Raw genomic sequence first — 23,868 nt, forward strand, 5'->3', positions numbered from 1 at the left:
TGATCATTGGCGATTACATGATGCGGAAAGAGATACAATAGGGCCAAGACAAGGTGATTTTCCTGGTTCAGATAAAGAGTTATTTGATGCTTACAGGAGAGCGTATTCCAAATTAGATGATATCAAAGTTGATGTTAAGTCTCCAAACGGAACCTATTCGTTAGGTACTAATGTAACGCCAGTTAAAGCCGTTGATTTAATAGAGGTCTGGCTAAAAGAACAAGGGTTAATGTAATGAGTAATAATAAGTTAGCTGAAGTTGAAAATTTTTTGTCCTCTGCATCAGTTTTTGATTTTCTCAAAACATTAGATGCAGACAGCGCCTTGGATTCTAGAGATGAGCCAGAATTCGATGATGCATGGATGAAAGAGTTTAACTCATTAAAAAATGAAAGTTTTGATGCGGATGATATTGAACATATCAATTCCTTGCGAGAAAAAGCATTTAAGCTCTCATTCAGAGTAATTAATAATTCTGAAATATCATCACGCATATCAGATGATTTTGAATTAATTGCTAAAAGCGTTGTTGTTGGAAAGGATAATAATTGGGCCATCAGTTATCTATGGTCTTCGTATAAAGGTGGAAAGTTCCCACAATAAATGACGAGCCGGGAAAGGTGTTTTTTCCCGGCTAGTTTATTATTGAGTTCTATTTAAGTAGGCGAAGTGTGAATGTTTTTTATCCACTTAACAATATTTTATATTTATGATTTTCTCGCTTAGGATCACCATTTAATTGATGCCAGCGATAAAATACTTCATTTGAATCCTAATATTATAATTCTATTTCCGAGAGCTTCATAGTAATGTGCCACATGTTGACTACGCACCAAATATGAGGAGTAAAGGACATTGTTGAAAAAAATAGAGCGTTTTGGAGCGAAACGGCATCATTACCATCAGATGAACGGATAAAGTGTTTAAATACATTAGAAGCATCAATAGGGCTAATCCCTGAAAGTTATCGTGCCTATTTACTTCATTTTGGCGCTTCTGTTCTTTTTAATATAAATGTTGTTTTCAAGGCGTTACAACCATCTCCATGGTCTGATGAGCAAGGAAACGATACGCTTGAGTCTCTGTACGGCCTTGCAGAATCGGGTAAAGAATATACCGTTTTAGAAATGGCAGTTACATACCGAAATGATTTTCGCGAACAATGGTTACCGATAGGAGCCTCGTCTGGTGATAATCAAATTTGTCTTTGCCTCAAGGGAGGTATGCCGGGAGAGATTTGGTTTTGGGATGACGAGTCTGATCCAATATTCAATGATTCAGCAGTGACCTCGGGCTGACGAAAATAGCAAGCTCCTTCGATGAGTTTGTTGATATGCTTACTGTTCAGGATGATAAAATAAATGCATCAGGTGTAATTAAAGTCGATCTTGATTTTTAATAAAAGGGTACTCGCGGTGACCTTTGCGAAGTCCATCAATTGCTGAAAGGTGGGCGTAAATGATGCATCAAATATCAAAGCAGCAACAGCCGTTTCGCTATGCTGGGAATATATATTTTTCATTTTAAAAAGAGCAATATTAAAAAATTTGTGCGGAAGTCATTTTCGATTGCCTTAATCTACTAATTATATTAATGAATATCAGGCTTTGGGCAAAAATCTGTCAGGAGCAAAACGGTTCAAGATAAGGAAAACTGATGAGTAATGTTAAAAATCTTTTTGCAGCATGTATTAACTGCTATGAAGAAAATGATGTCTTCACCATCGGAATAGGGGATGACAATCATGACCCAAAAAATTTTATCATTATCGGACGATTCGACGAAGATGAATTACCCGTTAACGAATGCATTGGATTCCAGAGTGAGTCAACGGAATATGAGATAACAGACTCTATTCGTTCCGTTCAACTCACTGAAGACAAACTTGTGATCGTGCTTAATGAAGATGCCGTAAAAATGGTTGGTATCAGGGAATATCATGTTGTCCTTCCTGCAGCAAAAGACTCTAAATCGCTTGGAAAGTGTTTGAGGGAAGTGTTTGAAGGCAGTGACGTGCCTCTACAATTACCATATGAGTTTTAGCCGCGACATGGCCAGCTTGGCTGCGTTACTTTTTCTTAATATAAAAAAATCATCCTCATCAATTCCCCACAAATGCACTCACCGGCACGCCAAAACGCTTCGCCAGCGCGCGCATATGATCCAGCGTTAACGTGCGCTGTCCGTTAAGGATCCGACTCACCGGAGACTTCTTGCCTATCTCGTTCTCGAAATCGCTCTGAGTGAGATGGTATTGGTCCATCAGCGTTCGCAATAACGCAACGCCTGACGGAATGCTGGCAACACGCGCGTTAAATTCTGCAAACTCCTGAGACTCGTTTTCGTATTTATCGATTTTCGCGGTGAGCATCTCTACCAGCGGACTATCGGGGTCATGCTCAATCAGATACTCCACCAACCCCAGAGCATCCTCGTAATCTTGTCGTGACGGGCTTGAGCCCAGGAAAGGGAGCGCGTTGGTCAGATCGTTTGCCGCTTTGATGACTGCTGCATAATTCATTTTTTCGTTCTCCGAAAGAGATCCGTGAGTTTGTCATACTCTGCGTGAGTGCTGATGTGTTTGATGAAGATCTTTCCTCGTTCAAAATCAGCAAAAAACATCACTCGGAAATGCCCACCATCTATATCGATGACCCATCATTTTCCCTGTATTTCATTCTGTCCAGACTGGGGGATCGCTTTCTCATATCGTCCGGTGACGGACGGGTAGTGTTCTTTCTTTAGCACCCAGTAAAATTGTGCAGGGCTAGTGTTTGTTAAGGAAATTGTCTTGTGGCCGTGTCGAAAGGCACTCATAAGACTACGTGCGTCCTTGCTCCTGGTTTCCTGGCTGGAAATATTTATGAAACGTAGTTTTCATATGCTCGTGATGTCGGTGCTCATTTAATGAGTGCGAATACTGTATGAGGTAAATGTGAAAGATATGTCCGCTTTGTGCCAAGTACGGACATTTCACATTTCTGCTTATGTTGCCAAAATCGGTATGCTACTACATCGGACTATCGAGCAGGTACGGGTTATTTCAATACATACTCGAACTTTTCTTCCCCATGTGAATTCAGATCTTGCAGTTTTGCCCTCTCAAAAACCTTAATGATTTCGTCGAAATAACAGCCAAGATATATTCTGGATAAATCAGAGTTTAACCATATTATTTTAACCGGCCTTTCAACATTGGTGCTAAGGCGATCCCACAATGCATCGAGATTTCTACCATAGTAAGGTCCAAAGTCTAATGATGCCGACATAATGGAATGAAACTCTTTTTCAGATAGGACGTGCGCTCCATCCAAATACAATTCACCTATACTCATTTCCTGTTCACTCACTTTGACTTTCTACCCGTTAATTAATACACGATAATGCACGTAATGTCCTTCTTGATGGTTTTAACAATTGCGAACATCCGCTGTTGGCTCACAGCGGACATCGATCTTCGAGCCGATCCGCGCAGTGACAAAATCGGATCTTTCTATGGCTATTGTGTGTAGAAAATTGAGCACAGGTCGCATCAGTACATCATAGCTATAAGTCAATTTCTCTTTCTGCAACATAAATCACGCCTTTCACTTCATTTGGCAATTTTTCATATTTCAATGGTGTTTTTGGTTTCGAAATTAATTTATATCCACCTTGTTCATAGTCGTAGCTGAACAATCCTTTACTTGACATCTTAACAAATGAGCGCAGATAGCAAGAACGCTGATTGTCATTTGAAAATGCAAGCAGATTGCCTTCTATGACATACACCTCTGACAAGGGTTCCAGCGAGTAAATATAATCAAAAATAAAATTATAGTCCTCGACAGATGACTTGATCCTTTCAGGAATCGGCCCCTGACCTGCTGTTGCAAAATGCGCTAAGTACCCTTCCTGGCTGGATAAAAACCAGTCCAGATCATATTCTAAAAAGTCATCGTCCATTTCCGTCATTTTTTTACACCAAATATCTTTTTTCATTTCTCACAACGTAGAATCACATCGCCAGTACCTAACCGGATGCGATGACCTATCCCCGGTTGATTATCACATGCTAGTGTTAGTCCTGCATCTGATACAGAATGGATTAAAGGACCGTTTTTCGCTCATAGCTGTTGCTCTTAAAGGTTTTCCATATAATAAAACGCATTCATTAACTCATCTTCTGTGAGTGGCGATATCAGACTTGCGCCTGTATCACTCTCAACCTTCATCAGTAGCTCGCTGCGGGTGATTCCCAATCTATTCGCTACGTGGTTTGCGCAACTCCGTGCGTGTGATGCTCTATGCGCAAGGGGAGCTTCTATGTCTAAGACTTTTCTTTTTGATGATGAATGTGACATTGATTCCTCCTTTAATCGAAATTGCTGTCCAATCAGGCATGATGCGATAAGAAAAAAACTGATGTTTCTTGCGAGCTTCTACCTGAAGGGGAAAGAGCGCCTCAAACAAAACTTCGTAAACCATAATAGCTGAAGTTGGTGATCGTGTCCGCTCTTCAAACATAACGGCCGTTGCCGACCAAATTCGCTGATTTCATGCTCATGTTATCGGTTTAGCGTCCGATTAATAATGTAAACTAGCGTAGTTTGAATGAGGGAAAAGGATGAGGGAACTAGCTGAATTAATTGATAAAAAGAGATCTGGCTGGCATTCAGTGAAACAATGGCTGCAAGAAGCAAGCAATAGCTATGAAGTCTTACCTTGTAACCTTGCGCAAGCTCGCGCTGATTTACATCAGCTTCAGATAACTACTTTCTCTCCGCTTGGGGCAATTTCATATGAAACGGGAGGAATACTCATTGATAATGGTTGGTTGCGAATTTTAGGCTCAGGTCACACCAGACTGTCAAGAAGTCTGGCTTCATGGACGCAATTGGTAACTGCTGGTCAGACATTTCAGGCATTATTAATTGCTGATGATGCATCTGGAGGTTTTTTTGCACTTAACGGGGGAGAATTAGGTAAAGATCTCGGTGGGATATATTACTTTGCTCCGGATACTCTTGAATGGGAGAGCCTCGATACCCACTATTCAGGTTTTCTGCATTGGGCACTTTGCGGAGATTTTGATTTATTCTATAAAAATGTACGCTGGACGGGTTGGCGCGAAGAGATGGCTTTAATGAATTGTAATCTCGTTTATTCTTTCTATCCTTTTCTCTGGACTGAACAGCAGTTGTCTGTAGAAAAGCGTTCGCGATCAACGATACCTGTTGAAAAGCACTGGGCACTTTGCCTGGATTTACAACATCAATTAACCAACATGCAGAGCGACGATTTGCTTCCTCCTTGATTAATCAACGTGATAAATGTTTAGAGAATAAGCTAATTTTTATATAAATGATTTTTATTGAATGAGTAAGTCGATTTAAACCGAAACGGAACGAGAAATGGAAAAAATAATTCGCATGCTTTTTATTACTCTGGTGTTAACTTCTTGCGCTGTCAAGAAAAATAACCAAACTGATATAAGTCCTGAACTGCAAAATAAAATGGGAGTTATGTACGCGAAAGGGCTAGGTGTTGAGGTGGATTACCATAAAGCTTTTGAATTTTATATGAAATCAGCTCTTCGGAATTATGCTCAAGCCCAAAATAATGTGGCATTTTGTTATGTTTCTGGGCAAGGGGTTAAGAAAGATTATTCGAAAGCGATGGAGTGGTATTTAAAAGCCGCACAACAAAACCATGCTGAAGCTCAAAATAACATTGGCGTCATGTATGAAAAAGCAGAGGGTATACCGCAAGATTATGCTCAGGCTATGAAGTGGTATCTTAAAGCGGCCAGTAACGGCAATGCCAATGCTAAAAAAAATATTGGAAATCTTTATTACTACGGGAAAGGAGTGCCGCAAGATTATGCAAAAGCTATGGAGTGGTATGAAAGCATTAAAAACACTGATATTTATTTACCAGAGTGATAAGCTTCCCCATGCAGTTTGCCTGGAGGGATATAGTTTCAGTTATTGAGGTATGTCCTTTCTTTGCTAAAAGCGGACCTTGCCCGCTTTTCTGCCCTTTCCCTATCATGAGCGGAGGGTGTTAGCCTCCGCTCAGTTTTGATGTCGGGACATTGAACAATAGAGCTCTGCATGCACAGGCATCAAATGATGAAGCCACACGTGCTTTTATCGGATAAACGTTCTTTTTACGCGAACAGATGTTATGAAATAAGGAATCCAAATCAAAGCTGTTATCACGTTTCTAAAAATTGGCACAAGTTCATTATAGCCAATTTCAGCGCCAGGAATTAATATGTAAAGCAAGTAGGTATTAAATGACATTGTCGTCACGATTGATATTAAAAACAAAATATAAAGCTTTGGTAGCGATTTCTTCTTTTTTAGGAAAAATGAAATAACGGTGACTGTAAAAAGAAATTCGCCTATATAAATAACCAGGGAAAGCATGAAGAAGATTTTTGCATTTGCATTCAAATGCGAATAGTTTTCTATCGTAAATTTAAATGCATCTGTCATTGCAAAAAGATAGGAAGCAGCGGTGACCACTAATCCTATAAGAGGGAGAAAAAGAAAGCCTCCAATTTTCCTGAAGTTTTTATCTTCGCAACTGTCGCAAAACTCTCTGTCCTGAGGTATTTCGACCCCACACTTTATGCATCCCCATTCCATATATGGACCTTTGGTAAATTTTATAATTAACAATAGATTAAACGAAGTCTATTACAAACACAACTGACCGATAAATAAGTGTACTGTACAGGTAATTTTCCGCGTAAATTTGTGTTAAGGGTGAATATCCGCCGCGCAGGTATTCATTTTAAAGGCGGTTGATCGGTACCGCTTTTTGCTAATAACCGCTCCTCAAACATTTCTTCCCGGCAGTTCTCGTCCGGAAACGGATATTTAAAGCGAAGTGCTAACGCTGAACGCCATAAGGTTATCTGTTGCACTTCAGTCCAGCTTCTCGATATTCAACCTAACCGCTTTCAGCGTTCTCCTGCGGATCCAGCCGCTGCCCGCCCGGATTATCAGCCAGTAAGCCGCCATTCTGAGCCGGGTGCTTCTGTCCGGGCAATAGACGAACGTTTCTGTATTGAGTTCATGCTGCCCTGGCGCCAATTCCGTTACCTGATAGCGCAGCAACAATGTCGCGCTGCCCGGCGTCACTGACGTCTGAAAAGCGCTGACATCCGGTACTTTTTCCAGACCAAAATCTGAACGCCAGAACTGTCCTCGCAAGCCATAGCAGAGCTCAGATGCTGAGTTTTTCAAAAGGGTAAAACTGTGCAGGCCAAAGTTGCCGATGGAGTTAGCCTGCTGATTACGCAGAAATTTCTGCGGTAATTGCCGTAAAAACATCAGCCGCCGAATGACGACATCTTGCCGGACGTCAAAGTTTGCAATCAACGGCAGAATATGTTCGGGATGCGCAGTATGAATGACCGTTCGGTGTTTTTCATGAAACTGGAACTGAGGTAAAAAAGCGGGGACATCCTGCCACTGAGCAAGCGCTTTGCGGGTTACGAATCCAGGATTCAGCATTTCTCTTCCTTGTCATCCCTTGAGTGCAGCCAGAGTATCAGATGGCGTTCCGCAAGCAATTACCAGGAAAAGAGAGGGGTATCTGGCCGAAATCGTCCCCCGTCCGCAGCAGCAGAATTCCGGCCCATCACCCGTCTCAGTGCGCTGCGATATACGGCTCCTTCACAAACTCCGCCAGCAGCCAGACCATATCGTGCAGCAACCCGGTGAGTTCTTTCGCCACGCGCGCAGGCAACGTTCCACCCATGATTGCCAGCGTCAACGCCACGGCATAATCCACCTGCAACGCCGTCTCCTGCCAGCAGTCCGGCACGCAGGAAACGATCTTTTCTCCTGCGATGAGCCGTTCAACCAGATGCGGGGGAAGTTCTGTATCGCAACATTTACGCAGGCGTTTAAGCAGTGCCAGCAAGCGCTCGCAAAGTATGGAAAACGTCACGGGATCGTCAGTTTCAACCAGCACGCTCACACAGCCGGCGCAGGTGTCAGCCAGTTCGAAGAGATCTGCGGAATCGCAAAGTTGAAGATCGATGAGGTGGTGAACAGCGCTTTCTTCAGAGAGCGCATAAGAAAACTCAGGGACAGTAGCCATTTAGCATCCTCTTTAAGTAAAAATGTCACGTTATGCTAACGGGTTCCTACGCCCGGTTACGGATGGGCCGCAACGCAGGCACTTTACGGCGGTGAAAAAAGGATGGAAAGGGGATAACCCTGAATTACATAAGGTTGCTTGCAGGTTTGCGAGGCGGCTTCCAGAAGGGCATTGCCGGGTGGCGGCTACGCCTTACCCGGCCTACAAAAACCACCAACCAAACCGGCCGCTACCCCTCGCTCATCATCGCCAGAAACCGCTTCACCGTTCGCGAGCGTTCAAAGCGCCGCCAGCAGAGCGCGATATCGGTATAAAGCTCCGGCGAGCTCAGCGCGTGGTAGGTGACATTTGGCGGAGAAATGGCCGCCATGGATTTCGGCACCAGCGCAAACCCGCCGCCCGCGGAAACCATGCTCAGGGAGGATGAAAGCTGTGACGACTGCAGCGCGTGCTGCACGTCGATCCCGGCCCGCTCGCAGCAGCCGTGAACCCGGTCGTACAGGCCGGGCGCGACCTCCTGCGGGAACAACACCACCGGCGTATCCCGAAGCTGCTCTAACGCCAGCGAATCGCACGCCGCCAGCGGATGGTCGCGATGCAGCGCCACCACCATCGGCTCCCGGTCGAGGATGGTTAACTCGAACGCCTTGCTGCTCTCGCACGGCAGGCGCACGAAGGCGATATCCAGTTCACCCTCCGCCAGCATCGTCGTCAGCGACGACATATTGGCTTCCACCTGGTGAACCTGCACCGCCATGTTCTGCACCTGAAACTGGCGAATCAGCGCGAAAATTTTGGGATGAAAAGCATCGGAGCTGGTGATGCCAATCGACAGGTTACCGTTCAGCCCGCGCGCGATGCCGCGGGCTTTCTCCAGCGCGGCGTCGCTCAGCGCCAGGATCTTGCAGGCGTCCTCGTAGAAGGCTTCTCCCGCTTCGGTCAGCTCCACGCCCCGCGTCAGGCGTCTGAACAGCGGCGTGCCCACTTCCTCTTCGAGCCGTTTGATCTGCTGACTCAGAGGAGGCTGTGAAATACCCAGCGCTTCGGCCGCCCTGGTGAAGTGTCGCTCGCGTGCAACCGCGACAAAATACCGCAGATAACGAAGTTCCATATCTAAAACGTCTCAAACCAGCATGGTTTCTATATTGGAACTCTCTGCTGAATCGGGTCAACATTTATTTAACCTTTCTAAATAAAGTTGAAGAGGACGAGCATGATGGTGCATTCATCTGCCTGCGACTGTGAAGCCAGCTTGTGCGAGACCCTGCGCGGGTTCTCCGCCCAGCATCCTGACAGCGTGATCTATCAGACATCGCTAATGAGCGCCCTGCTAAGCGGCGTGTACGAGGGGGAGACCACCATCGCCGATCTGCTGGCACACGGTGATTTTGGTCTGGGCACCTTCAACGAGCTGGACGGCGAAATGATTGCCTTCAGCAGCCAGGTGTACCAGCTGCGCGCCGACGGCAGCGCCCGGGCCGCGAAGCCGGAGCAGAAAACGCCGTTCGCGGTGATGACCTGGTTCCAGCCGCAGTACCGTAAAACCTTCGACGCGCCGGTCAGCCGTCAGCAGATCCACGACGTCATCGACCAGCAGATCCCCTCCGATAACCTGTTCTGCGCGCTGCGCATTGACGGCAACTTCCGCCATGCCCACACCCGCACCGTACCGCGCCAGACGCCGCCGTACCGCGCGATGACCGACGTGCTGGACGACCAGCCGGTGTTCCGCTTTAACCAGCGCGAAGGGGTGCTGGTCGGGTTCCGCACGCCGCAGCATATGCAGGGGATCAACGTGGCGGGCTATCACGAACACTTCATCACCGACGACCGTCAGGGCGGGGGCCATCTGCTTGACTACCAGCTGGAGAGCGGCGTGCTCACCTTCGGTGAAATTCACAAGCTGATGATTGACCTGCCCGCCGACAGCGCCTTTTTACAGGCCAACCTTCACCCCAGCAATCTTGATGCGGCGATCCGTGCCGTCGAAAACTAACAGGAGAACTACCGTGAACAGTGAGAAACAGTCACGTCAGTGGGCGCACGGCGCCGATTTGGTTGTCGGCCAGCTGGAAGCGCAGGGCGTGAAGCAGGTTTTCGGGATCCCGGGGGCGAAAATCGACAAGGTCTTTGACTCTCTGCTGGACTCCTCCATTGAGATCATCCCGGTGCGCCACGAGGCGAACGCGGCGTTTATGGCGGCGGCGGTAGGGCGGTTGACCGGCAAGGCCGGGGTGGCGCTGGTTACCTCCGGGCCGGGCTGCTCGAACCTGATCACCGGCATTGCCACCGCCAACAGCGAAGGCGACCCGGTGGTGGCGCTGGGCGGGGCGGTGAAGCGGGCGGATAAAGCCAAGCTGGTGCACCAGAGCATGGACACCGTCGCCATGTTCAGCCCGGTCACCAAATACGCCGTGGAGGTGAGTGCGCCGGACGCGATTGCCGAGGTGGTATCGAATGCGTTTCGCGCCGCCGAGCACGGCAGGCCGGGGGGCGCGTTCGTCAGCCTGCCGCAGGATATTGTCGACCAGCCCGCCACGGGGGCGATTTTACCCGCCAGCGGTCCCGCGCTGATGGGCCCGGCACCGGAATCCGCTATCAACGATGTGGCGAAGCTTATCGAAAAGGCCAAAAACCCGGTCATCCTGCTGGGGCTGATGGCGAGCCAGCCCGCCAACAGCGCGGCGCTGCGCAAGCTGCTGGAGAAAAGCCGTATTCCGGTCACCAGCACCTATCAGGCCGCCGGGGCGGTGAACCAGGAACACTTCACCCGCTTCGCCGGACGCGTCGGTCTGTTCAATAACCAGGCGGGCGACAGGCTGCTCCATCTGGCGGACCTGATTATCTGCATCGGCTACAGCCCGGTGGAGTACGAGCCGTCCATGTGGAACAGCGGCGACGCCACGCTGGTGCACATCGACGTGCTGCCTGCCTATGAAGAGCGTAACTACGTGCCGGATCTGGAGCTGGTGGGGGACATCGCCGAAACGCTGAATCAGCTCGCGAACCGTATCGACCACAAGCTTGAGCTGAGCCAGCGGGCCTCCGAAATTCTGGTCGACCGCCAGCATCAGCGCGATCTGCTCGATCGTCGCGGCGCCTCGCTTAATCAGTTCGCCCTGCATCCGCTGCGCATCGTGCGGGCCATGCAGGACATCGTGAATAACGACGTGACGCTCACCGTGGATATGGGCAGTTTCCACATCTGGATCGCCCGCTACCTCTACAGCTTCCGGGCGCGCCAGGTGATGATCTCCAACGGCCAGCAGACCATGGGCGTCGCGCTGCCGTGGGCCATTGGCGCGTGGCTGGTCAACCCGGGCCGCAAGGTGGTGTCGGTCTCCGGTGACGGCGGCTTCCTGCAGTCGAGCATGGAACTGGAAACCGCGGTGCGCCTCAACGCTAACGTGCTGCACATCATCTGGGTAGATAACGGCTACAACATGGTTGCCATTCAGGAAGAGAAAAAATACCAGCGTCTTTCCGGCGTCGAGTTCGGCCCGGTCGATTTCAAAGTCTATGCCGACGCCTTTGGCGCGAAAGGCTTTGCCGTGGAGAGCGCCGACGCGCTCGAACCCACGCTGCGCGCGGCGATGGATGTGGATGGCCCGGCCGTGGTGGCCATTCCCGTCGACTACAGCGATAACCCGCTGCTGATGGGCCAGCTCCATCTCAGCCAGATTTTGTGACTCAACATAAGGACAGAGAAATGCAAAAAGTTGCTCTCGTAACAGGCTCAGGCCAGGGGATTGGTAAAGCGATTGCGCTTCGCCTGGTGAAGGATGGCTTTGCCGTCGCCATCGCCGACTATAACGCGGAAACGGCCAGAGCCGTGGCCGATGAAATTATCCGCAACGGCGGTAACGCCGTCGCCGTGAAGGTGGACGTCTCTGACCGCGAGCAGGTATTTGCGGCGGTAGAGAAAGCCCGCACCGCGCTGGGCGGTTTCCACGTTATCGTCAATAACGCCGGGGTTGCGCCGTCCACGCCAATCGAATCCATCACGCCGGAGATTTTCGATAAGGTCTACAACATCAACGTGAAAGGGGTGATCTGGGGGATCCAGGCCGCGATTGACGCGTTTCGTAAAGAAGGGCACGGCGGGAAAATCATCAACGCTTGTTCCCAGGCGGGCCACACCGGTAACCCGGAACTGGCCGTCTACAGTTCCAGTAAATTCGCGGTGCGCGGCCTAACCCAGACCGCCGCGCGGGATCTTGCTCCGCTGGGGATCACCGTTAACGCCTACTGCCCGGGCATCGTGAAAACGCCGATGTGGGCGGAGATCGACCGTCAGGTCTCCGAGGCGGCGGGTAAACCGCTGGGCTACGGGACCGAAACCTTTGCCAAACGCATCACGCTTGGCCGCCTGTCCGAGCCGGAAGATGTCGCCGCCTGCGTCTCATACCTGGCAGGACCGGACTCTGACTACATGACAGGCCAGTCTCTGCTCATCGATGGTGGGATGGTGTTCAACTAAATTCTAATAAGCTCTGACATGAGTTTTCCCCTGCCCCCGTGCAGGGGCTTTTTTTTGTCTCCTCCGTCATTGTGCATTACACTGCGCGCTGCAAAACTTTAGTCATTACGATCTGACAGGCGGTAACAGCGATGAACGGTACAATCACAACGTGGTTTAAAGATAAAGGCTTTGGATTTATCAAAGATGAAAACGGCGACAACCGCTATTTTCATGTGATTAAGGTCGCGAACCCCGATCTGATTAAGAAAGATGCCGCGGTGACCTTCGAGCCTACCACCAACAACAAAGGCCTTTCCGCCTACGCGGTGAAGGTGATCCCCGAAAGCAAACATCTCTATATCGCAGGCGAGCGCGTAAAGCTCACCTCGATCAAATCCTTCGTGGTGTTCAGCGAAGAAGAGCCCGTTGATACCAAAATCGACAAAGAGAACGCGGTGCTGTCGGTGGGCCTGCTGATGAACAGCATCAAGCCAAAATCCGATAAAAAGCCGGGCGAAATGCGCACGGTGAAGAAGCTGGCGATCACCACCTTCCAGAATACGACGCTGATCTTCACCGAAGATGAGATCGACATCGATGCCACGGTGAAGCTGCTGAAGTAATTGTTTGCCGGGTGGCGGCACGCCTTACCCGGCCTACGAAAAACCATCAACGCGGCACGAAACGTAGGCCCGGTAAGCGCAGCGCCACCGGGCACCGCCGCACGCACTTAACCCATCCTGTGCTCGCCCCGTAACATCGCCTCACGGTTAAACACCTTCTGGATCTTCCCGTGCGCCATCAATGCCGCCCGGTCGGACATATGGGCAATCACGTCCGCGTCGTGGCTCACCAGCAGATAGGTCATCTCATGCTCGGCCTTCAGGCGGTTAAGCAGGTTCAGGATTTCCGCCTGCACCGACATATCCAGCGCCGAGGTCGGCTCGTCCAGCAGCAGTAGCTGCGGGCGCAGCAGCAGCGCCCGGGCAATCGCAACGCGCTGACGCTGGCCGCCGGAAAGCTGGTGCGGATAGCGCCTGCCCGCGTCGGCGGAGAGCCCCACCTCGTGCAGCGCATTGGCCACCTTCTCCGCGACCTGCGTCTCGCCGCGAATGTTCAACGGCTCCGACAGCGTGCGAGAAATCGTGTGGTTCGGGTGCAGCGACGCCCACGGATCCTGAAACACCATCTGCACGTTGCGGCGAAGCTCGCCTTCAAAGCGTCGCCCTGGCGTTAACGCTTCTCCCAGTAGCGCAATACTTCCGCGCCACTCGCGCTGCAGCCCCGCCAGCACGCGCAGAATAGTCGATTTCCCGCAGCCGGATTCACCGATCAGGCTGAACGTCTCGCCTTTCTCAATGCTAAAGCTGGCGGCCGAAACCGCCGTTTTTTCCCCGAAGGCGACCTGCACCTGGTTAACCTCAACGATCGCCATCGCTGGCCTCCTTCCACGGCTGCGAACGGTCGAGCGTCGGCAGCATCTGCCCATAGGTATCGGCGTCTGGACGACAGGTCCACAGGGTGCGCGTGTACGGATGCGTCGCCTGCGGGAGCCGGCTTGCCGCCATCTGATCGACCTTTTCGCCCTGATACATCACCAGCACGCGGTCGCAGTGCTCCGCCACCAGCGGCAGATCGTGGCTGATGAGCAGCATCGCCATCTGGCGTTCTTCGCACTGCTGCACGAGCAGCTCGAGGATCTGGTTGCGCAGGCGGGCGTCCAGCGCGGAGGTCGGTTCGTCGGCAATCAGCACCTGCGGGTTGTTGATCAGCGCCATCGCAATCATCACCCGCTGGCCCATGCCTCCGGAAAGTTCGCCGGGATAGCGTGACAGCACGTTCTCGCTCAGCCCGACGGCGGGGAGGATGTCGTGAATGCGCGCCGCACGTTCCGGACGCGGCAGGCGTTGATGCAGGGTCAGCGCCTCATCAAGCTGGGCGGCGACGCTTTTGACGGGGTTAAGGGCGTAACGCGGATCCTGCAGGACCATCGCAATCCCGTTGCCGCGCAGCGCCTGCCAGCGACGGGCGTTCAGGGTCAGCAGATCGTTGCCCAGCACGTTAAGCCGGTTGGCGCTTACGATACCGGGTTTACGCACCAGACCCATCAGGGCGCGGGCGGACATGGACTTGCCGGAGCCGGATTCCCCTACCAGCGCCAGCCGCTCGTTGCCAAGCGTAAAGCTCAGGTTGTTGACCACGCGTGCGGCGGGGTAGTCGATATTCAGCGCATCGACGATGACGCGGTGTTCAGTCATGCTGTGGCTCCAGTACGTCGCGCAGGCCATCGCCTAACAGGTTAAAGGCCAGGCTGGCAAACAGAATCGCTCCGCCCGGAATAGCGGCAATCCACCACTGGTCGAAAATGACCTGCATGCCGTCAGCAATCATCGCGCCCCATTCGGCCATGGGCGGACGCGCGCCAAGGCCGAGGAAGCCGAGACCGGCGGCGGCCAGAATAATCCCCGCCAGATCCAGCGCCAGCCGCACAATCGCGGACGGCAGGCACAGGGGCAGAATATGGCCGACCAGCAGGCGCGGGCCGCGGATCCCCATCATCTCCGCGGCGGCCAGATAATCGCTGTGGCGCAGACGCTGAATCTCGCTCCGGGCCTGACGCGCGTAGGCCGGCCAGGTGGTTAAGGCCAGCGCCAGCGCACCGTTGACCAGCCCCGGGCCGAGCATCGCCACAAACGCGAAGGCGAGGATCAGGCGCGGCATCGACATCACCACGTCGGTAAAGCGCATCAGGACTCGCTCCAGCCAGCCGCCGTAGTAGCCGGACAGGATCCCCACCAGCAGCCCGGCGGGCAGGGTGATAACGGTGACTAAGGCCACCAGCCCGAGCGCCGGACGGGTGCCGTAAATCAGGCGCGAGAGCAGATCGCGCCCGTAGCTGTCGGTGCCCAGCCAGTGCTGGTCGTTCGGTGCCTGCAGGCGCGCGGCGGCGTCCTGCCAGTTCGGATCAACCGGTACCAGCCAGGGCGCGAACAGGGCAATAAACACCAGCAGCGCGAGGGCAATCAGCCCGCAAACGGCGGCAGGGGAGCGGCGCAGGCGGCGTAAGAAGAGATAAAACGGCATCAGCGCACCCTGGGATCGGTCGCCCGCACAAGCAGGTCGGTAAGGTTATTGATCAGCACAAAGCAGACGCCAATCAGCAGCGTGCCGCCCATGACCGCGGTGGTGTCTCCGGCGAACAGGGCGGTGGTGAGATAGCGTCCGATGCCCGGCCACGAGAAGACGGTCTCTGTTAATACCGCACCTTCCAGCATGCTGGTATAGGCCAGGGCGATCACCGTCAGCAGGGTGCTGCGAATGTTCGGCAGCACGTGGCGCAGCAGAATGGTCATCTCCCCGGCGCCCTTGGCGCGGGCAAGCAGGATGTACTCCTTGTTCATTTCGCTGAGGCAGGCGGAGCGGGTCAGACGGGTAATGCTCGCCAGCGAGTAGTACGCCAGCAGCAGCACCGGCAGCACCAGGTGGCTGATGGCGTTGCGAAACGCCTCGCGATCGCCGGAAAGCCAGGTATCTATCAGCGCAAAGCCGGTGCGCGGCTCGACGGTAAACTGCCAGATGTCGTCCAGCCTGCCGGGGCCCACGCTCCACTGCAGCTTCGCGTAGAACAGGGCCAGCATCAGCAGGCCAAGCCAGAAAATCGGCACCGAGTTGCCGAGCAGGGTGAGCGTTCTGATCGCTAAGTCCAGTGGCGAACCGGCGTAGCGGGCGCACAGCACACCCGCAATCACGCCGAGTATCGTGCCGATAATTAGCGCCAGCGTTGCCAGCTCCAGCGTGGCGGGGAAGGCGTGCAGCAGATCCTGCAGCACCGGCTGCCCGGTGGCGCTGGCGGTGCCTAAATCCCCGTGGGCAAGGTTTTGCAGGTAGTGCCAGAACTGCACGGGCAGGGGACGATCCAGCCCGAGCTGGTGGCGAACCTGATCGTACGTTGACTGGCTGGCGTGATCGCCGACGATCTGCAGCACGCGATCGACCGGTGAAAACGCCGAGAGCGCAAACGTGACCAGCAGCAGCCCGAAGAGCGTCAGCAGCAGGGTCAGCAGACCCTGAAGCACGCGGGTGGAAAGATGTGGCATGGAAAATCTCTTCATGCCGGGTGGCGGCTTCGCCTTACCCGGCCTACAAAAACCGAGAACACAGGCCGGGTAAGCGCAGCGCCACCCGGCAACAAGGGCTACTTCGTGACGCGATCGTACCAGACCATATCCGCGTTCAGCCCCTGCTGATACCCCTTCACGTTATCGCGCACCACGATCTGGGTTTTGCCCTGATCGACGAACACGTACGGCGAGCTCTGCTGCAGCTGTTCCTGCATCTTCTTGTACAGATCCAGACGTTTCGCCGGATCCGGCTCGGCTACCGCCGCCAGCGTGGCCTTGTTCAGCTCCGGAATTTTCCAGCCGTTCAGACCGGCCACGGTGCTGGACTTCCCGTCGTTCCACGCGAAGGCGCTGGCGTTGGAGTGCGCATCGAAGTAGTCCGGGATCCACAGACGGATCGCCGCCTGATGCTGCTTCGCGCGCACGCGGGCATAGACCTGGCTCCCGGCGGCAGGCAGCAGATCCACCTTCACGCCACCCTGCGCAAAGCTCGCCTGCATCGACTGGGCAATCGTGATAAACGGCGGCTTGTTCTCCACGTCCAGCGTGAAGTGCGCGTCCTTAATGCCCGCTTTGGCGAGGATTGCCTTCGCTTTTGCCGGATCAAATTTAAACGGATTGTCTTCCAGCGCGCCCGGCAGGCCGACCGGCAGGAAGCTCTGGTGAACAAAATACTGGCCTTTCAGCAGGTTCTTCGTGATGCCGTCATAGTCGACCAGCCAGCGCGACGCTTCCCAGAACGCCGGGTTGTTCAGCAGCGGATTGGCGCTGTTGCCGGTGTTAAACACCAGGTAATTCTGCTCCGCAGACGGGATGCTCAGTACCTTCACGCCCGGCTTGCCGTCCAGGGCGCTAATCTGGTCTGCACCCAGATCGCGCGCCACGTCCGCATCCCCCTGCTGGATCAGCAGGCGGCGTGAAGCCGGATCGGGGACGTTTTTAATGATGATGCTTTTGAGCTTCGGCGCGCCGCCGGGCGCGGCGTCGTTAGCTTCCAGCACGATGGCCTGATGCGGCTGATAGACGCGCATTTTGAAGGCGCCGCTGCCCGCCGAGTGCATTTTCAGCCACGCGTTACCGAAGTCATTATCCTTGACGTTTGCGGCGACCTGCTTTTCATCGACGATGGAGGCTATCGGCGTGGAGAGGATATTCAGCGCCACCGAGGGGCTAACGTCCGCCGTCCAGTGAAGCTGGAGGGTATGATCGTCCACCTTTTTCAGCTGGCTGGCGATGTTGCTCGCGTCCCAGCCCAGCACGTTGAGGATAAAGGCCGGGGATTTGTTCAGCGTCACGGCGCGGGTATAAGAGAAGATCGCGTCTTCCGGGCGCAGCGGGTTGCCGGAGGCGAATTTTGCATCGGGTTTAAGCTTGATGGTCAGGGTTTTTGCTGCCGCGTCCGCGTCCCAGCTTTCTGCCAGAATCGGCGTGATTTTTTCCGGATTATCGCGGTCCGACTGCACCAGACGCTGGTACAGGCTCGGCACGGTCTGGATGCTGGAGAGCTCGTTGGCTTCGGCCGGGTCGAGGCTCACGATGTCATCAAGCCCCTGGGCAACCACCAGCGTGTTGGGCGGCGTAGCGGCGTGAGCGGCGCCTGAGAGCGCAGCCAGCACCAGTAACGGCAACAGTTTTTTTGTCATAGCGATCCCTGAGAAGAATATATTGTGATTGTTTTATGCTCCGCTACGTTAGGGCGACTGTGACATTCCACAAAGTCGAAATTCAGCTTTACTTATGCCTTCCGGGAATATCGCATGCGCTCGGGCTATTAAAACACGCGGCTTTTCGCCTGCTTTTTAACCTGCTATAACAAATGCCTTACCTTTCAGGGAGTCACCGCCGTGCCCGAAATCAATCAACATGGTCAAACCGTTAACGATATCGTTCCCGACTGGAAGGGCGCGCGCGCGTTAACCCGCACGCCGCTGTTCGGCCAGTATTGTCGCCTGGAGCCGCTGGACGCCGATCGCCACGCGGCCGATCTCTTTGAGGCCTACGCGCTGGGAGACGACAGCGACTGGACGTGGCTTGCCAGCACGCAGCCCACGAGCGTGGAAGCCACCGCGCACTGGATCATGGCGAAGGTCATGGACGATGAGCTGGTGCCGTTTGCCGTCATTGACTTACGCACCGAACGGGCGGTGGGGCTGGTGAGCTATATGGCTAACGAGCGGCTGTTGGGCTCGGTGGAAATTGGTCACGTCACCTGGTCGCGCAAAATGAAAGGTTCCCGCATCGGCACCGAAACGGTATGGCTGCTGCTGAAAAATGCGTTTGAGCACGGCTACCGGCGCCTCGAGTGGAAGTGCGATTCCATGAACGTGGCGTCGCGCAGGGCGGCGGAGCGGCTGGGGTTTGTCTGGGAAGGACGCCTGCGCCAGAAGCTGGTGCGTAAAGGGCGCAACCGCGACAGCGATATGCTTTCTATTATTGACGGCGAATGGCCGCAAAGAGACGCGGAGCTGCGCGCCTGGCTGGCGGCAGAGAATTTTGACGAGGAAGGGCGGCAGATAAAGCGGCTTGAGGCGTTTCGGTTATAAGTTTTTTATGTAGGGTACAGCGTAAACGCGCGGTTAATCCGCGGAAATCGCGATTTCAATCAGGTTGGTTTTTCCTGACTGCAGGCCGCGCGTTACCGCTTCGGCGATATCGGCAGCCTCGGTCACCCGGCAGCAGTGGACGCCCATGGCGGTGGCCAGCGACTGAAAATCGATATGCGGGTTCACCAGGTCCATCCCGATAAAACGCCCCAGCCGCGTTGAGCTGTAGTCAGCCTGGCTCTTCATAAAGTTTTTCAGGATGTTGTACTCCCTGTTATTCATGACGATAAAGGTGACCGGCAGATTTTCGTGTGCCGCCGTCCAGAGCGCCTGCGGCGAGTAGAGGGAGGCTCCGTCTCCAACTAAACACACTACCGGCTCGCGGCCCAGCCCCAGCGAGTGACCTACTGCTGCGGGCATCCCCCAGCCCAGTCCGCCGCCGCGCATAAAGTAGTAGCGCTGGTGCTGCTGGTCAGAGATGAACCGGCGGACATGCCTGGCGGTCGCTATCGCCTCATCCACGATGGTGGTACCCGCCGGAATGGATCGGATGACTTCCCAGGCTGCGACCATCGGCGAAAGGGCCGGGCGTAGCCGCTCGGCGGCGAGCCGTTCTTCCTGCTGCTGCCACTCCTTCTCTCGTTCGTCGCGGGCCGCCACCAGCAGCCGCTGGTGGGCCAGCGTGCTGGCGATCAGGCGCTGCTTAAGTTTTGGCAGCAGTTCGTGCAGGGACAGTTTGATATCCCCCATCACCGAAAGGCGAGTGGCATAGGTGCGGCCAAGCTCGTGCATATCCGCCGAGAGCTGGTACACCGCGCAGGTCGCCGGAATGGCCTCGCCCTCGCTGTACAAAATGGTGATCAGGCTTCTGCCGCCGATGATGAATACGGCATCGTAGGCATTGATGATGCTGGCGATTTCGCTGGCGGTGGTGGGCATATTGCCCCGCCAGAGCGCGTGCTGAGTGGGAAAAGGCAAATTCAGCGGCCAGGAGGAGCCGTAGACGTGGGCGCTGAGCGCTTCCGCCAGCTCGACAATCTCCTGCGTCGAGCCGCTGGAGTGCACCTCATCGCCCGCCACAATCATGATCCTGCCCGGCGCGATCTCGCTGAGCGCCTCCGCCAGCTCGTCCAGCGAGCCCGCCACGGTGTGGTAGTTCACTCTCGACGCCGTCTGTATTCCGGCGTCGCTCAGCTCTTCCATCACGTTCATCGGCAGGGAGAGCAGCACCGGGCCGCCAGGAGGATAGCTGGCAGCGTGAAACGCGCGGCGTACCAGCACCGGGAGCTGGTCGGCGCTGGTGACCTCCTGCGCCCACTTCATGACCGGAGAGCCGATGGACACAATATCGTCATACAGCAGCGGGTCGCGGACGTAGTGCCGCGTATCCTGCTGTCCAACGGTCACCACCAGCGGGGTTTTCATGATCCGCGAATTAATGAGATTCCCCATGCCGTGCCCCAGGCCGCTCGCGGTATGCAAATTGATAAAGCCCGTTTTGCCGGAGGCTTTCGCGTAGCCGTCGGCAATCGCCACCACGGTGCTCTCCTGAAGCGCCAGAATATAGTGAATATTTTCATGGCGAAGCAGGGCATCAATCAGAGGAAGCTCGGTGGTGCCGGGGTTGCCAAAAATATATTCCACGCCTTCACTCTCCAGCACTTCAAGAAGAATATCGGCACCCGTTCGCATATTGAGATCTGATAAGGACGTTAATGATTTAATCATACTGACACCTCATTCAGTATTATTTAACCCAGGCTAAAATTCTTCCTGCGTCGGACGCACAACAATTTCATTAATATCAACGTCGCCAGGCTGTTCTATGGCAAATAAAACCGCGCGGGCAATTGCGTCAGCCGGAATAGCCTGCTTATAAAACTCATGGAGAAATTTTTTACTCTCTTCGTCAGAGCTGCCGAATTGCAGTTCGCTTTCGACGGCGCCGGGCGAAATAAGCGTCGTGCGGATAGTTTTACCCGCCTCCTGACGTAAGCCTTCACTCAGCGCGCGGACGGCGAATTTTGTGGCGCTGTACACCACGCCGCCAGGTGCCAGCACCTTGATGCCCGCGACGGAGGCAACGTTAATAAAATGTCCGCTGCCCTGACGCTGGAACACCGGCCACGCGGCCGCGATGCCGTACAGCACCCCTTTCAGATTGGTGTCAATCATCTTGTCCCATTCGTCGGTTTTCAGCTCGCTCAAGGGGGCGATAGCCATAAAGCCCGCGTTGTTGATTAGCACATCCACGCGCTGGTAGGCGGCAACGGCAGCGTCAATGGCGCGCTGAACCTCTTCCTGACGGGTGACATCGGCCTTCACGGCTATCGCCTTGCCGCCTTGCTGAATAATCTGATCCACCAGGGCATTAATTCTGTCCAGACGGCGCGCCACCAGCACCAGCGAAAACGCGTTATTCGCTAAATGGAGGGCAATCGCCTGACCAATACCGCTGCTGGCACCGGTAATAACAACAACCTTGTTTGCACTATTATTCATGATCTTATCTCGCTATTGAGTGATGCAAAAAATAAAAGGCAGAGAAGCGTTAATGAATAATGACAAATTCATTAACGCGGTTTTTGATATATTGTGTATCGGAAATAAAATGATGTTCGTTTAAAACTTAATGGAGTATGGAAGAGTCTGTCAATGTCGTATTTTAATAATTACATTAATTACAGGCTTGATATTTAATTCTTATAGGTAACCGAGAATAGTATATAAATGAAATGGGGTCACGATAGCGGCCCTGCGAACAGGACCTGAGATTACAATTTGCCACTGTAAAGCACCGGGCCTGTGGGGAGTCCAGTGGGCGATCCGCCCGCTGGTTCAAGGCTTATGGCTATCGTGGCGTCAGGAGGGAGGGTTGTGTTCCTGAGGGTGACGCGTGTCGGTATGTCGTTATGCAGCAGCCCCATGGAGACCGGCGCCTGCCCGCCTGGGATCAGCCAAAGCTGGAGGCTGTGTTGCGCCGCGACGGCCGTCGGCCGAAGAGGGGCAATGCTCAGGTGCTGGCGGCTGGCATCCGCGCTGACGACCCATTCCCCGTGCTGTTGGGCATCGTTGAGGACGATCAGCGGAACGAGTTCCGGTGTACGGGTGGCATACCAGGCAACGACCGACAGGGCGGCGAGGGAGGCCGCAACCATCCAGCCGACATAAGGCCGACTTTTGCGTAAAGGCTTTTTGGGCGGCAGATCGAGGGCGATTCTTTTCCACACCGTCTCGGGTGGAGGGACGGGCACAAGATGACTATCCAGCGTGCTGAACATGTCCTGCCAGTACGCCACGCGGGCGGCCAGAGCGGGTTCATGGGCAACCCTTTTCTGGAACTGAAGCCGTGCTCCTCCCCGCAGCGTGCCGAGGGCATACTCTGCTGCCAGCATGTCATCGCGTTTTTCTGCGTCATTCATAGCCCGACACACTCCCGAAGATGGTCCATTGCCCGACGTATCCAGCTTTTCACCGAGCCTACAGGCTGCTGGAGCCAGTCGGCAATGTCGCTGTGGGACATGCCTTGATAGTAGGCGAGCGTAATGCTCTGGCGCTGCTCGCTGCTCAAATGTTCGAGACACTGCCTGAGCCGCTCTGCCTGCGCATCGTCGTGCCAGTTATTCTGCTCATCGCTTTCGCTCAGCAGAAAATCTTCCGAATACGCCTCTTCACGGGCTGCAGCCCGGGTTTGCCCGCTGCGCAGCCAGTCAATACAGCGGTTGCGAACAATATGCGTAAGCCAGGTCATCGGGGAGCTCAGGGTAGCGTTATAGGTTTCGGCTTTACTCCAGACGGTGACAAAACAGTCGTGCAGGATCTCTTCTGCCCAGGCGCGGTCGCGCAGCATGCGCAGCGCAACGGCAAACAGGTGAGGCGATGTGAGTCGGTAAAGCTGTTCAAATGCGCGGCGATCGCCGTTAGCGATCGCCTGCATTAATTTCAACTGCTGTTCAGCCAGCGCGTTATCCATGTTTTTCCCGGAAGGCAACGTCACACTTCCGAAGTATAGACAACTACTTAGGCATCAGGACGGTATCAATCACATCGATCACGCCATTTTTCTGATGGACGTCGTAGGTGCTGATGTTCGCCACGTTACCTTTACCGTCCTTGAGCTGAATATTGTGCGGGCCGTTGCTCATGATCCACAGCGGTTGACCGTTAACGGTCTGCAGCTCCGCGTGGCCGCCGCCCTGTTTAATTTTCTGCTCCAGCGCTTTCATATCGTAATTACCGGCGACCACGTGATAGGTGAGGATGCTGGTGAGCGTGGCTTTGTTTTCGGGTTTGACCAGGTTCTCGACCGTGCCGGCAGGCAATTTCGCAAACGCCGCATTGGTTGGGGCAAACACGGTGAAGGGCCCTTTGCTCTGGAGCGTATCCACCAGCCCGGCCGCTTTGACGGCGGCCACCAGCGTAGTGTGATCTTTCGAGTTCACGGCGTTTTCAACGATATTTTTGCTCGGGAACATCGCCGCTCCGCCCACTATCACGGTGTCTGACGTCATGGCTGCTGATGCGCCTGCACAGAAGAGTATCGCGCTGGATACGAATGCAACACTGAGTAGCTTTTTCATCATTTATCCTCGGATTAAGGAGCAAAGGCGTTGCTCACATACTCATATACGAGGGGCGGGGG

28 protein-coding genes and 1 pseudogene are annotated in these 23,868 nt (G+C 53.8%); 11 read left to right on the top strand and 18 right to left on the bottom strand.

Translation table 11 applies throughout. The features are described 5' to 3' along the window. The 4 genes from N6P30_RS21970 to N6P30_RS21980 form a co-directional block, all read left to right on the top strand. The coding region (locus N6P30_RS21970; protein ID WP_260629977.1) for a hypothetical protein at positions 1-235 on the top strand (235 nt) is incomplete at its 5' end. Beyond that, positions 235-603, top strand: a complete 369-nt coding sequence (locus N6P30_RS21975) for a hypothetical protein (RefSeq protein ID WP_023293095.1) — start codon at positions 235-237, stop codon at positions 601-603. The genes N6P30_RS21970 and N6P30_RS21975, both read left to right, overlap by 1 nt. A 311-nt stretch (positions 604-914) precedes the next feature. After that, entirely contained in the window at positions 915-1,298 is a 384-nt protein-coding gene (locus tag N6P30_RS24685; protein ID WP_225828878.1) for an SMI1/KNR4 family protein, read from the top strand. 358 nt (positions 1,299-1,656) lie between these two features. Then, positions 1,657-2,043, top strand: a complete 387-nt coding sequence (locus N6P30_RS21980; RefSeq protein ID WP_023293094.1) for a hypothetical protein — start codon at positions 1,657-1,659, stop codon at positions 2,041-2,043. A gap of 58 nt (positions 2,044-2,101) precedes the next feature. Here N6P30_RS21980 and N6P30_RS21985 read toward each other — a convergent pair whose 3' ends face one another. The 4 genes and pseudogenes from N6P30_RS21985 to N6P30_RS22000 form a co-directional block, all read right to left on the bottom strand. Next, complete coding sequence (locus N6P30_RS21985; RefSeq protein WP_023293093.1) at positions 2,102-2,521, bottom strand: type II toxin-antitoxin system HigA family antitoxin; 420 nt, start codon at positions 2,519-2,521, stop codon at positions 2,102-2,104. Beyond that, positions 2,518-2,813, bottom strand: a pseudogene (locus N6P30_RS21990) (type II toxin-antitoxin system HigB family toxin). The gene N6P30_RS21985 and the pseudogene N6P30_RS21990 overlap by 4 nt, the downstream one beginning before the upstream one ends. A gap of 225 nt (positions 2,814-3,038) precedes the next feature. Next, complete coding sequence (locus tag N6P30_RS21995) at positions 3,039-3,350, bottom strand: barstar family protein (protein ID WP_227113838.1); 312 nt, start codon at positions 3,348-3,350, stop codon at positions 3,039-3,041. Between the two features lie 196 nt (positions 3,351-3,546). Further along, positions 3,547-3,981 (bottom strand): hypothetical protein, encoded by a 435-nt coding sequence (locus tag N6P30_RS22000; RefSeq protein WP_023293091.1) that lies wholly within the window; start codon positions 3,979-3,981, stop codon positions 3,547-3,549. A 625-nt stretch (positions 3,982-4,606) separates the two neighbouring features. Between N6P30_RS22000 and N6P30_RS22005 the strand changes: the two genes are divergently transcribed. Then, positions 4,607-5,296: a DUF2625 domain-containing protein gene (locus N6P30_RS22005; RefSeq protein ID WP_023293089.1), complete on the top strand. Its 690-nt coding sequence runs from the start codon at positions 4,607-4,609 to the stop codon at positions 5,294-5,296. A gap of 97 nt (positions 5,297-5,393) precedes the next feature. Further along, positions 5,394-5,924, top strand: a complete 531-nt coding sequence (locus tag N6P30_RS22010) for a tetratricopeptide repeat protein (RefSeq protein WP_023293088.1) — start codon at positions 5,394-5,396, stop codon at positions 5,922-5,924. A gap of 207 nt (positions 5,925-6,131) precedes the next feature. On the opposite strand, the gene N6P30_RS22015 is transcribed toward N6P30_RS22010, so the two are convergent. The 4 genes from N6P30_RS22015 to N6P30_RS22030 form a co-directional block, all read right to left on the bottom strand. Next, positions 6,132-6,635 (bottom strand): DUF2569 family protein, encoded by a 504-nt coding sequence (locus tag N6P30_RS22015; RefSeq protein WP_023293087.1) that lies wholly within the window; start codon positions 6,633-6,635, stop codon positions 6,132-6,134. A 282-nt stretch (positions 6,636-6,917) separates the two neighbouring features. After that, on the bottom strand, positions 6,918-7,508 hold the full coding sequence (locus N6P30_RS22020; RefSeq protein ID WP_023293086.1) for a hypothetical protein: 591 nt from the start codon (positions 7,506-7,508) through the stop codon (positions 6,918-6,920). Positions 7,509-7,644: 136 nt separating this feature from the next. Beyond that, positions 7,645-8,100, bottom strand: a complete 456-nt coding sequence (locus N6P30_RS22025; RefSeq protein ID WP_023293085.1) for a hypothetical protein — start codon at positions 8,098-8,100, stop codon at positions 7,645-7,647. 229 nt (positions 8,101-8,329) lie between these two features. Further along, on the bottom strand, positions 8,330-9,211 hold the full coding sequence (locus N6P30_RS22030; RefSeq protein WP_021242639.1) for a LysR family transcriptional regulator: 882 nt from the start codon (positions 9,209-9,211) through the stop codon (positions 8,330-8,332). Positions 9,212-9,316: 105 nt separating this feature from the next. Here N6P30_RS22030 and budA point away from each other — a divergent pair, with 105 nt between their 5' ends. The 4 genes from budA to N6P30_RS22050 all read left to right on the top strand — a co-directional run bounded on the left by budA (position 9,317) and on the right by N6P30_RS22050 (position 13,185). Continuing rightward, a complete protein-coding gene (gene budA / locus N6P30_RS22035; RefSeq protein WP_031275271.1) occupies positions 9,317-10,096 on the top strand; it encodes an acetolactate decarboxylase in 780 nt (259 codons plus the stop codon). Further along, positions 10,068-11,789, top strand: a complete 1,722-nt coding sequence (gene alsS, locus N6P30_RS22040; protein WP_247608344.1) for an acetolactate synthase AlsS — start codon at positions 10,068-10,070, stop codon at positions 11,787-11,789. The genes budA and alsS overlap by 29 nt, the downstream gene beginning before the upstream one ends. A gap of 20 nt (positions 11,790-11,809) precedes the next feature. Further along, complete coding sequence (locus tag N6P30_RS22045; protein ID WP_023293084.1) at positions 11,810-12,580, top strand: (S)-acetoin forming diacetyl reductase; 771 nt, start codon at positions 11,810-11,812, stop codon at positions 12,578-12,580. A gap of 131 nt (positions 12,581-12,711) precedes the next feature. Further along, the gene (locus N6P30_RS22050) at positions 12,712-13,185 is read left to right on the top strand and encodes a cold-shock protein (protein WP_008499407.1); all 474 of its coding nucleotides are present in this window, start codon (positions 12,712-12,714) and stop codon (positions 13,183-13,185) included. Between the two features lie 107 nt (positions 13,186-13,292). Here the strand turns inward: N6P30_RS22050 and N6P30_RS22055 are convergent, their stop codons facing one another. From N6P30_RS22055 to N6P30_RS22075, 5 genes are all read right to left on the bottom strand, one after another. Then, positions 13,293-13,997 carry an ABC transporter ATP-binding protein gene (locus N6P30_RS22055; RefSeq protein WP_023293083.1) on the bottom strand — a complete coding sequence of 235 codons (705 nt, stop codon included), beginning with the start codon at positions 13,995-13,997 and terminating at the stop codon, positions 13,293-13,295. Beyond that, positions 13,984-14,820, bottom strand: coding sequence for an ABC transporter ATP-binding protein (locus N6P30_RS22060; RefSeq protein ID WP_023293082.1), 837 nt, complete (start codon positions 14,818-14,820; stop codon positions 13,984-13,986). The genes N6P30_RS22055 and N6P30_RS22060 overlap by 14 nt, the downstream gene beginning before the upstream one ends. Then, entirely contained in the window at positions 14,813-15,646 is an 834-nt protein-coding gene (locus N6P30_RS22065; RefSeq protein WP_023293081.1) for an ABC transporter permease, read from the bottom strand. Before N6P30_RS22065 ends, N6P30_RS22060 begins: the two co-directional genes overlap by 8 nt. Continuing rightward, positions 15,646-16,659, bottom strand: coding sequence for an ABC transporter permease (locus tag N6P30_RS22070; protein ID WP_023293080.1), 1,014 nt, complete (start codon positions 16,657-16,659; stop codon positions 15,646-15,648). The genes N6P30_RS22065 and N6P30_RS22070 overlap by 1 nt, the downstream gene beginning before the upstream one ends. Positions 16,660-16,757: 98 nt before the next feature. After that, positions 16,758-18,326, bottom strand: coding sequence for an ABC transporter substrate-binding protein (locus N6P30_RS22075; RefSeq protein WP_023293079.1), 1,569 nt, complete (start codon positions 18,324-18,326; stop codon positions 16,758-16,760). A gap of 201 nt (positions 18,327-18,527) precedes the next feature. On the opposite strand from N6P30_RS22075, the gene N6P30_RS22080 reads away from it, so the two are divergent. Beyond that, entirely contained in the window at positions 18,528-19,226 is a 699-nt protein-coding gene (locus N6P30_RS22080; RefSeq protein WP_008500968.1) for a GNAT family N-acetyltransferase, read from the top strand. Positions 19,227-19,259: 33 nt separating this feature from the next. Here the strand turns inward: N6P30_RS22080 and N6P30_RS22085 are convergent, their stop codons facing one another. The 5 genes from N6P30_RS22085 to N6P30_RS22105 all read right to left on the bottom strand — a co-directional run bounded on the left by N6P30_RS22085 (position 19,260) and on the right by N6P30_RS22105 (position 23,806). After that, the gene (locus tag N6P30_RS22085; protein ID WP_008500969.1) at positions 19,260-20,954 is read right to left on the bottom strand and encodes a thiamine pyrophosphate-binding protein; all 1,695 of its coding nucleotides are present in this window, start codon (positions 20,952-20,954) and stop codon (positions 19,260-19,262) included. A gap of 33 nt (positions 20,955-20,987) precedes the next feature. After that, positions 20,988-21,728 (bottom strand): SDR family oxidoreductase, encoded by a 741-nt coding sequence (locus N6P30_RS22090; protein ID WP_021242632.1) that lies wholly within the window; start codon positions 21,726-21,728, stop codon positions 20,988-20,990. Positions 21,729-22,000: 272 nt separating this feature from the next. Further along, entirely contained in the window at positions 22,001-22,648 is a 648-nt protein-coding gene (locus N6P30_RS22095) for an anti-sigma factor domain-containing protein (RefSeq protein WP_023293078.1), read from the bottom strand. Beyond that, positions 22,645-23,199 (bottom strand): RNA polymerase sigma factor, encoded by a 555-nt coding sequence (locus tag N6P30_RS22100; protein ID WP_023293077.1) that lies wholly within the window; start codon positions 23,197-23,199, stop codon positions 22,645-22,647. Before N6P30_RS22100 ends, N6P30_RS22095 begins: the two co-directional genes overlap by 4 nt. 43 nt (positions 23,200-23,242) lie before the next feature. Further along, positions 23,243-23,806, bottom strand: a complete 564-nt coding sequence (locus N6P30_RS22105) for a fasciclin domain-containing protein (RefSeq protein WP_023293076.1) — start codon at positions 23,804-23,806, stop codon at positions 23,243-23,245. Between the last annotated feature and the right edge of the window lie 62 nt (positions 23,807-23,868).

Origin of the sequence: Enterobacter sp. PL1, assembly GCF_945957325.1 — a bacterium.
In the GTDB taxonomy this organism is placed as follows: Bacteria; Pseudomonadota; Gammaproteobacteria; order Enterobacterales; family Enterobacteriaceae; genus Enterobacter; species Enterobacter roggenkampii.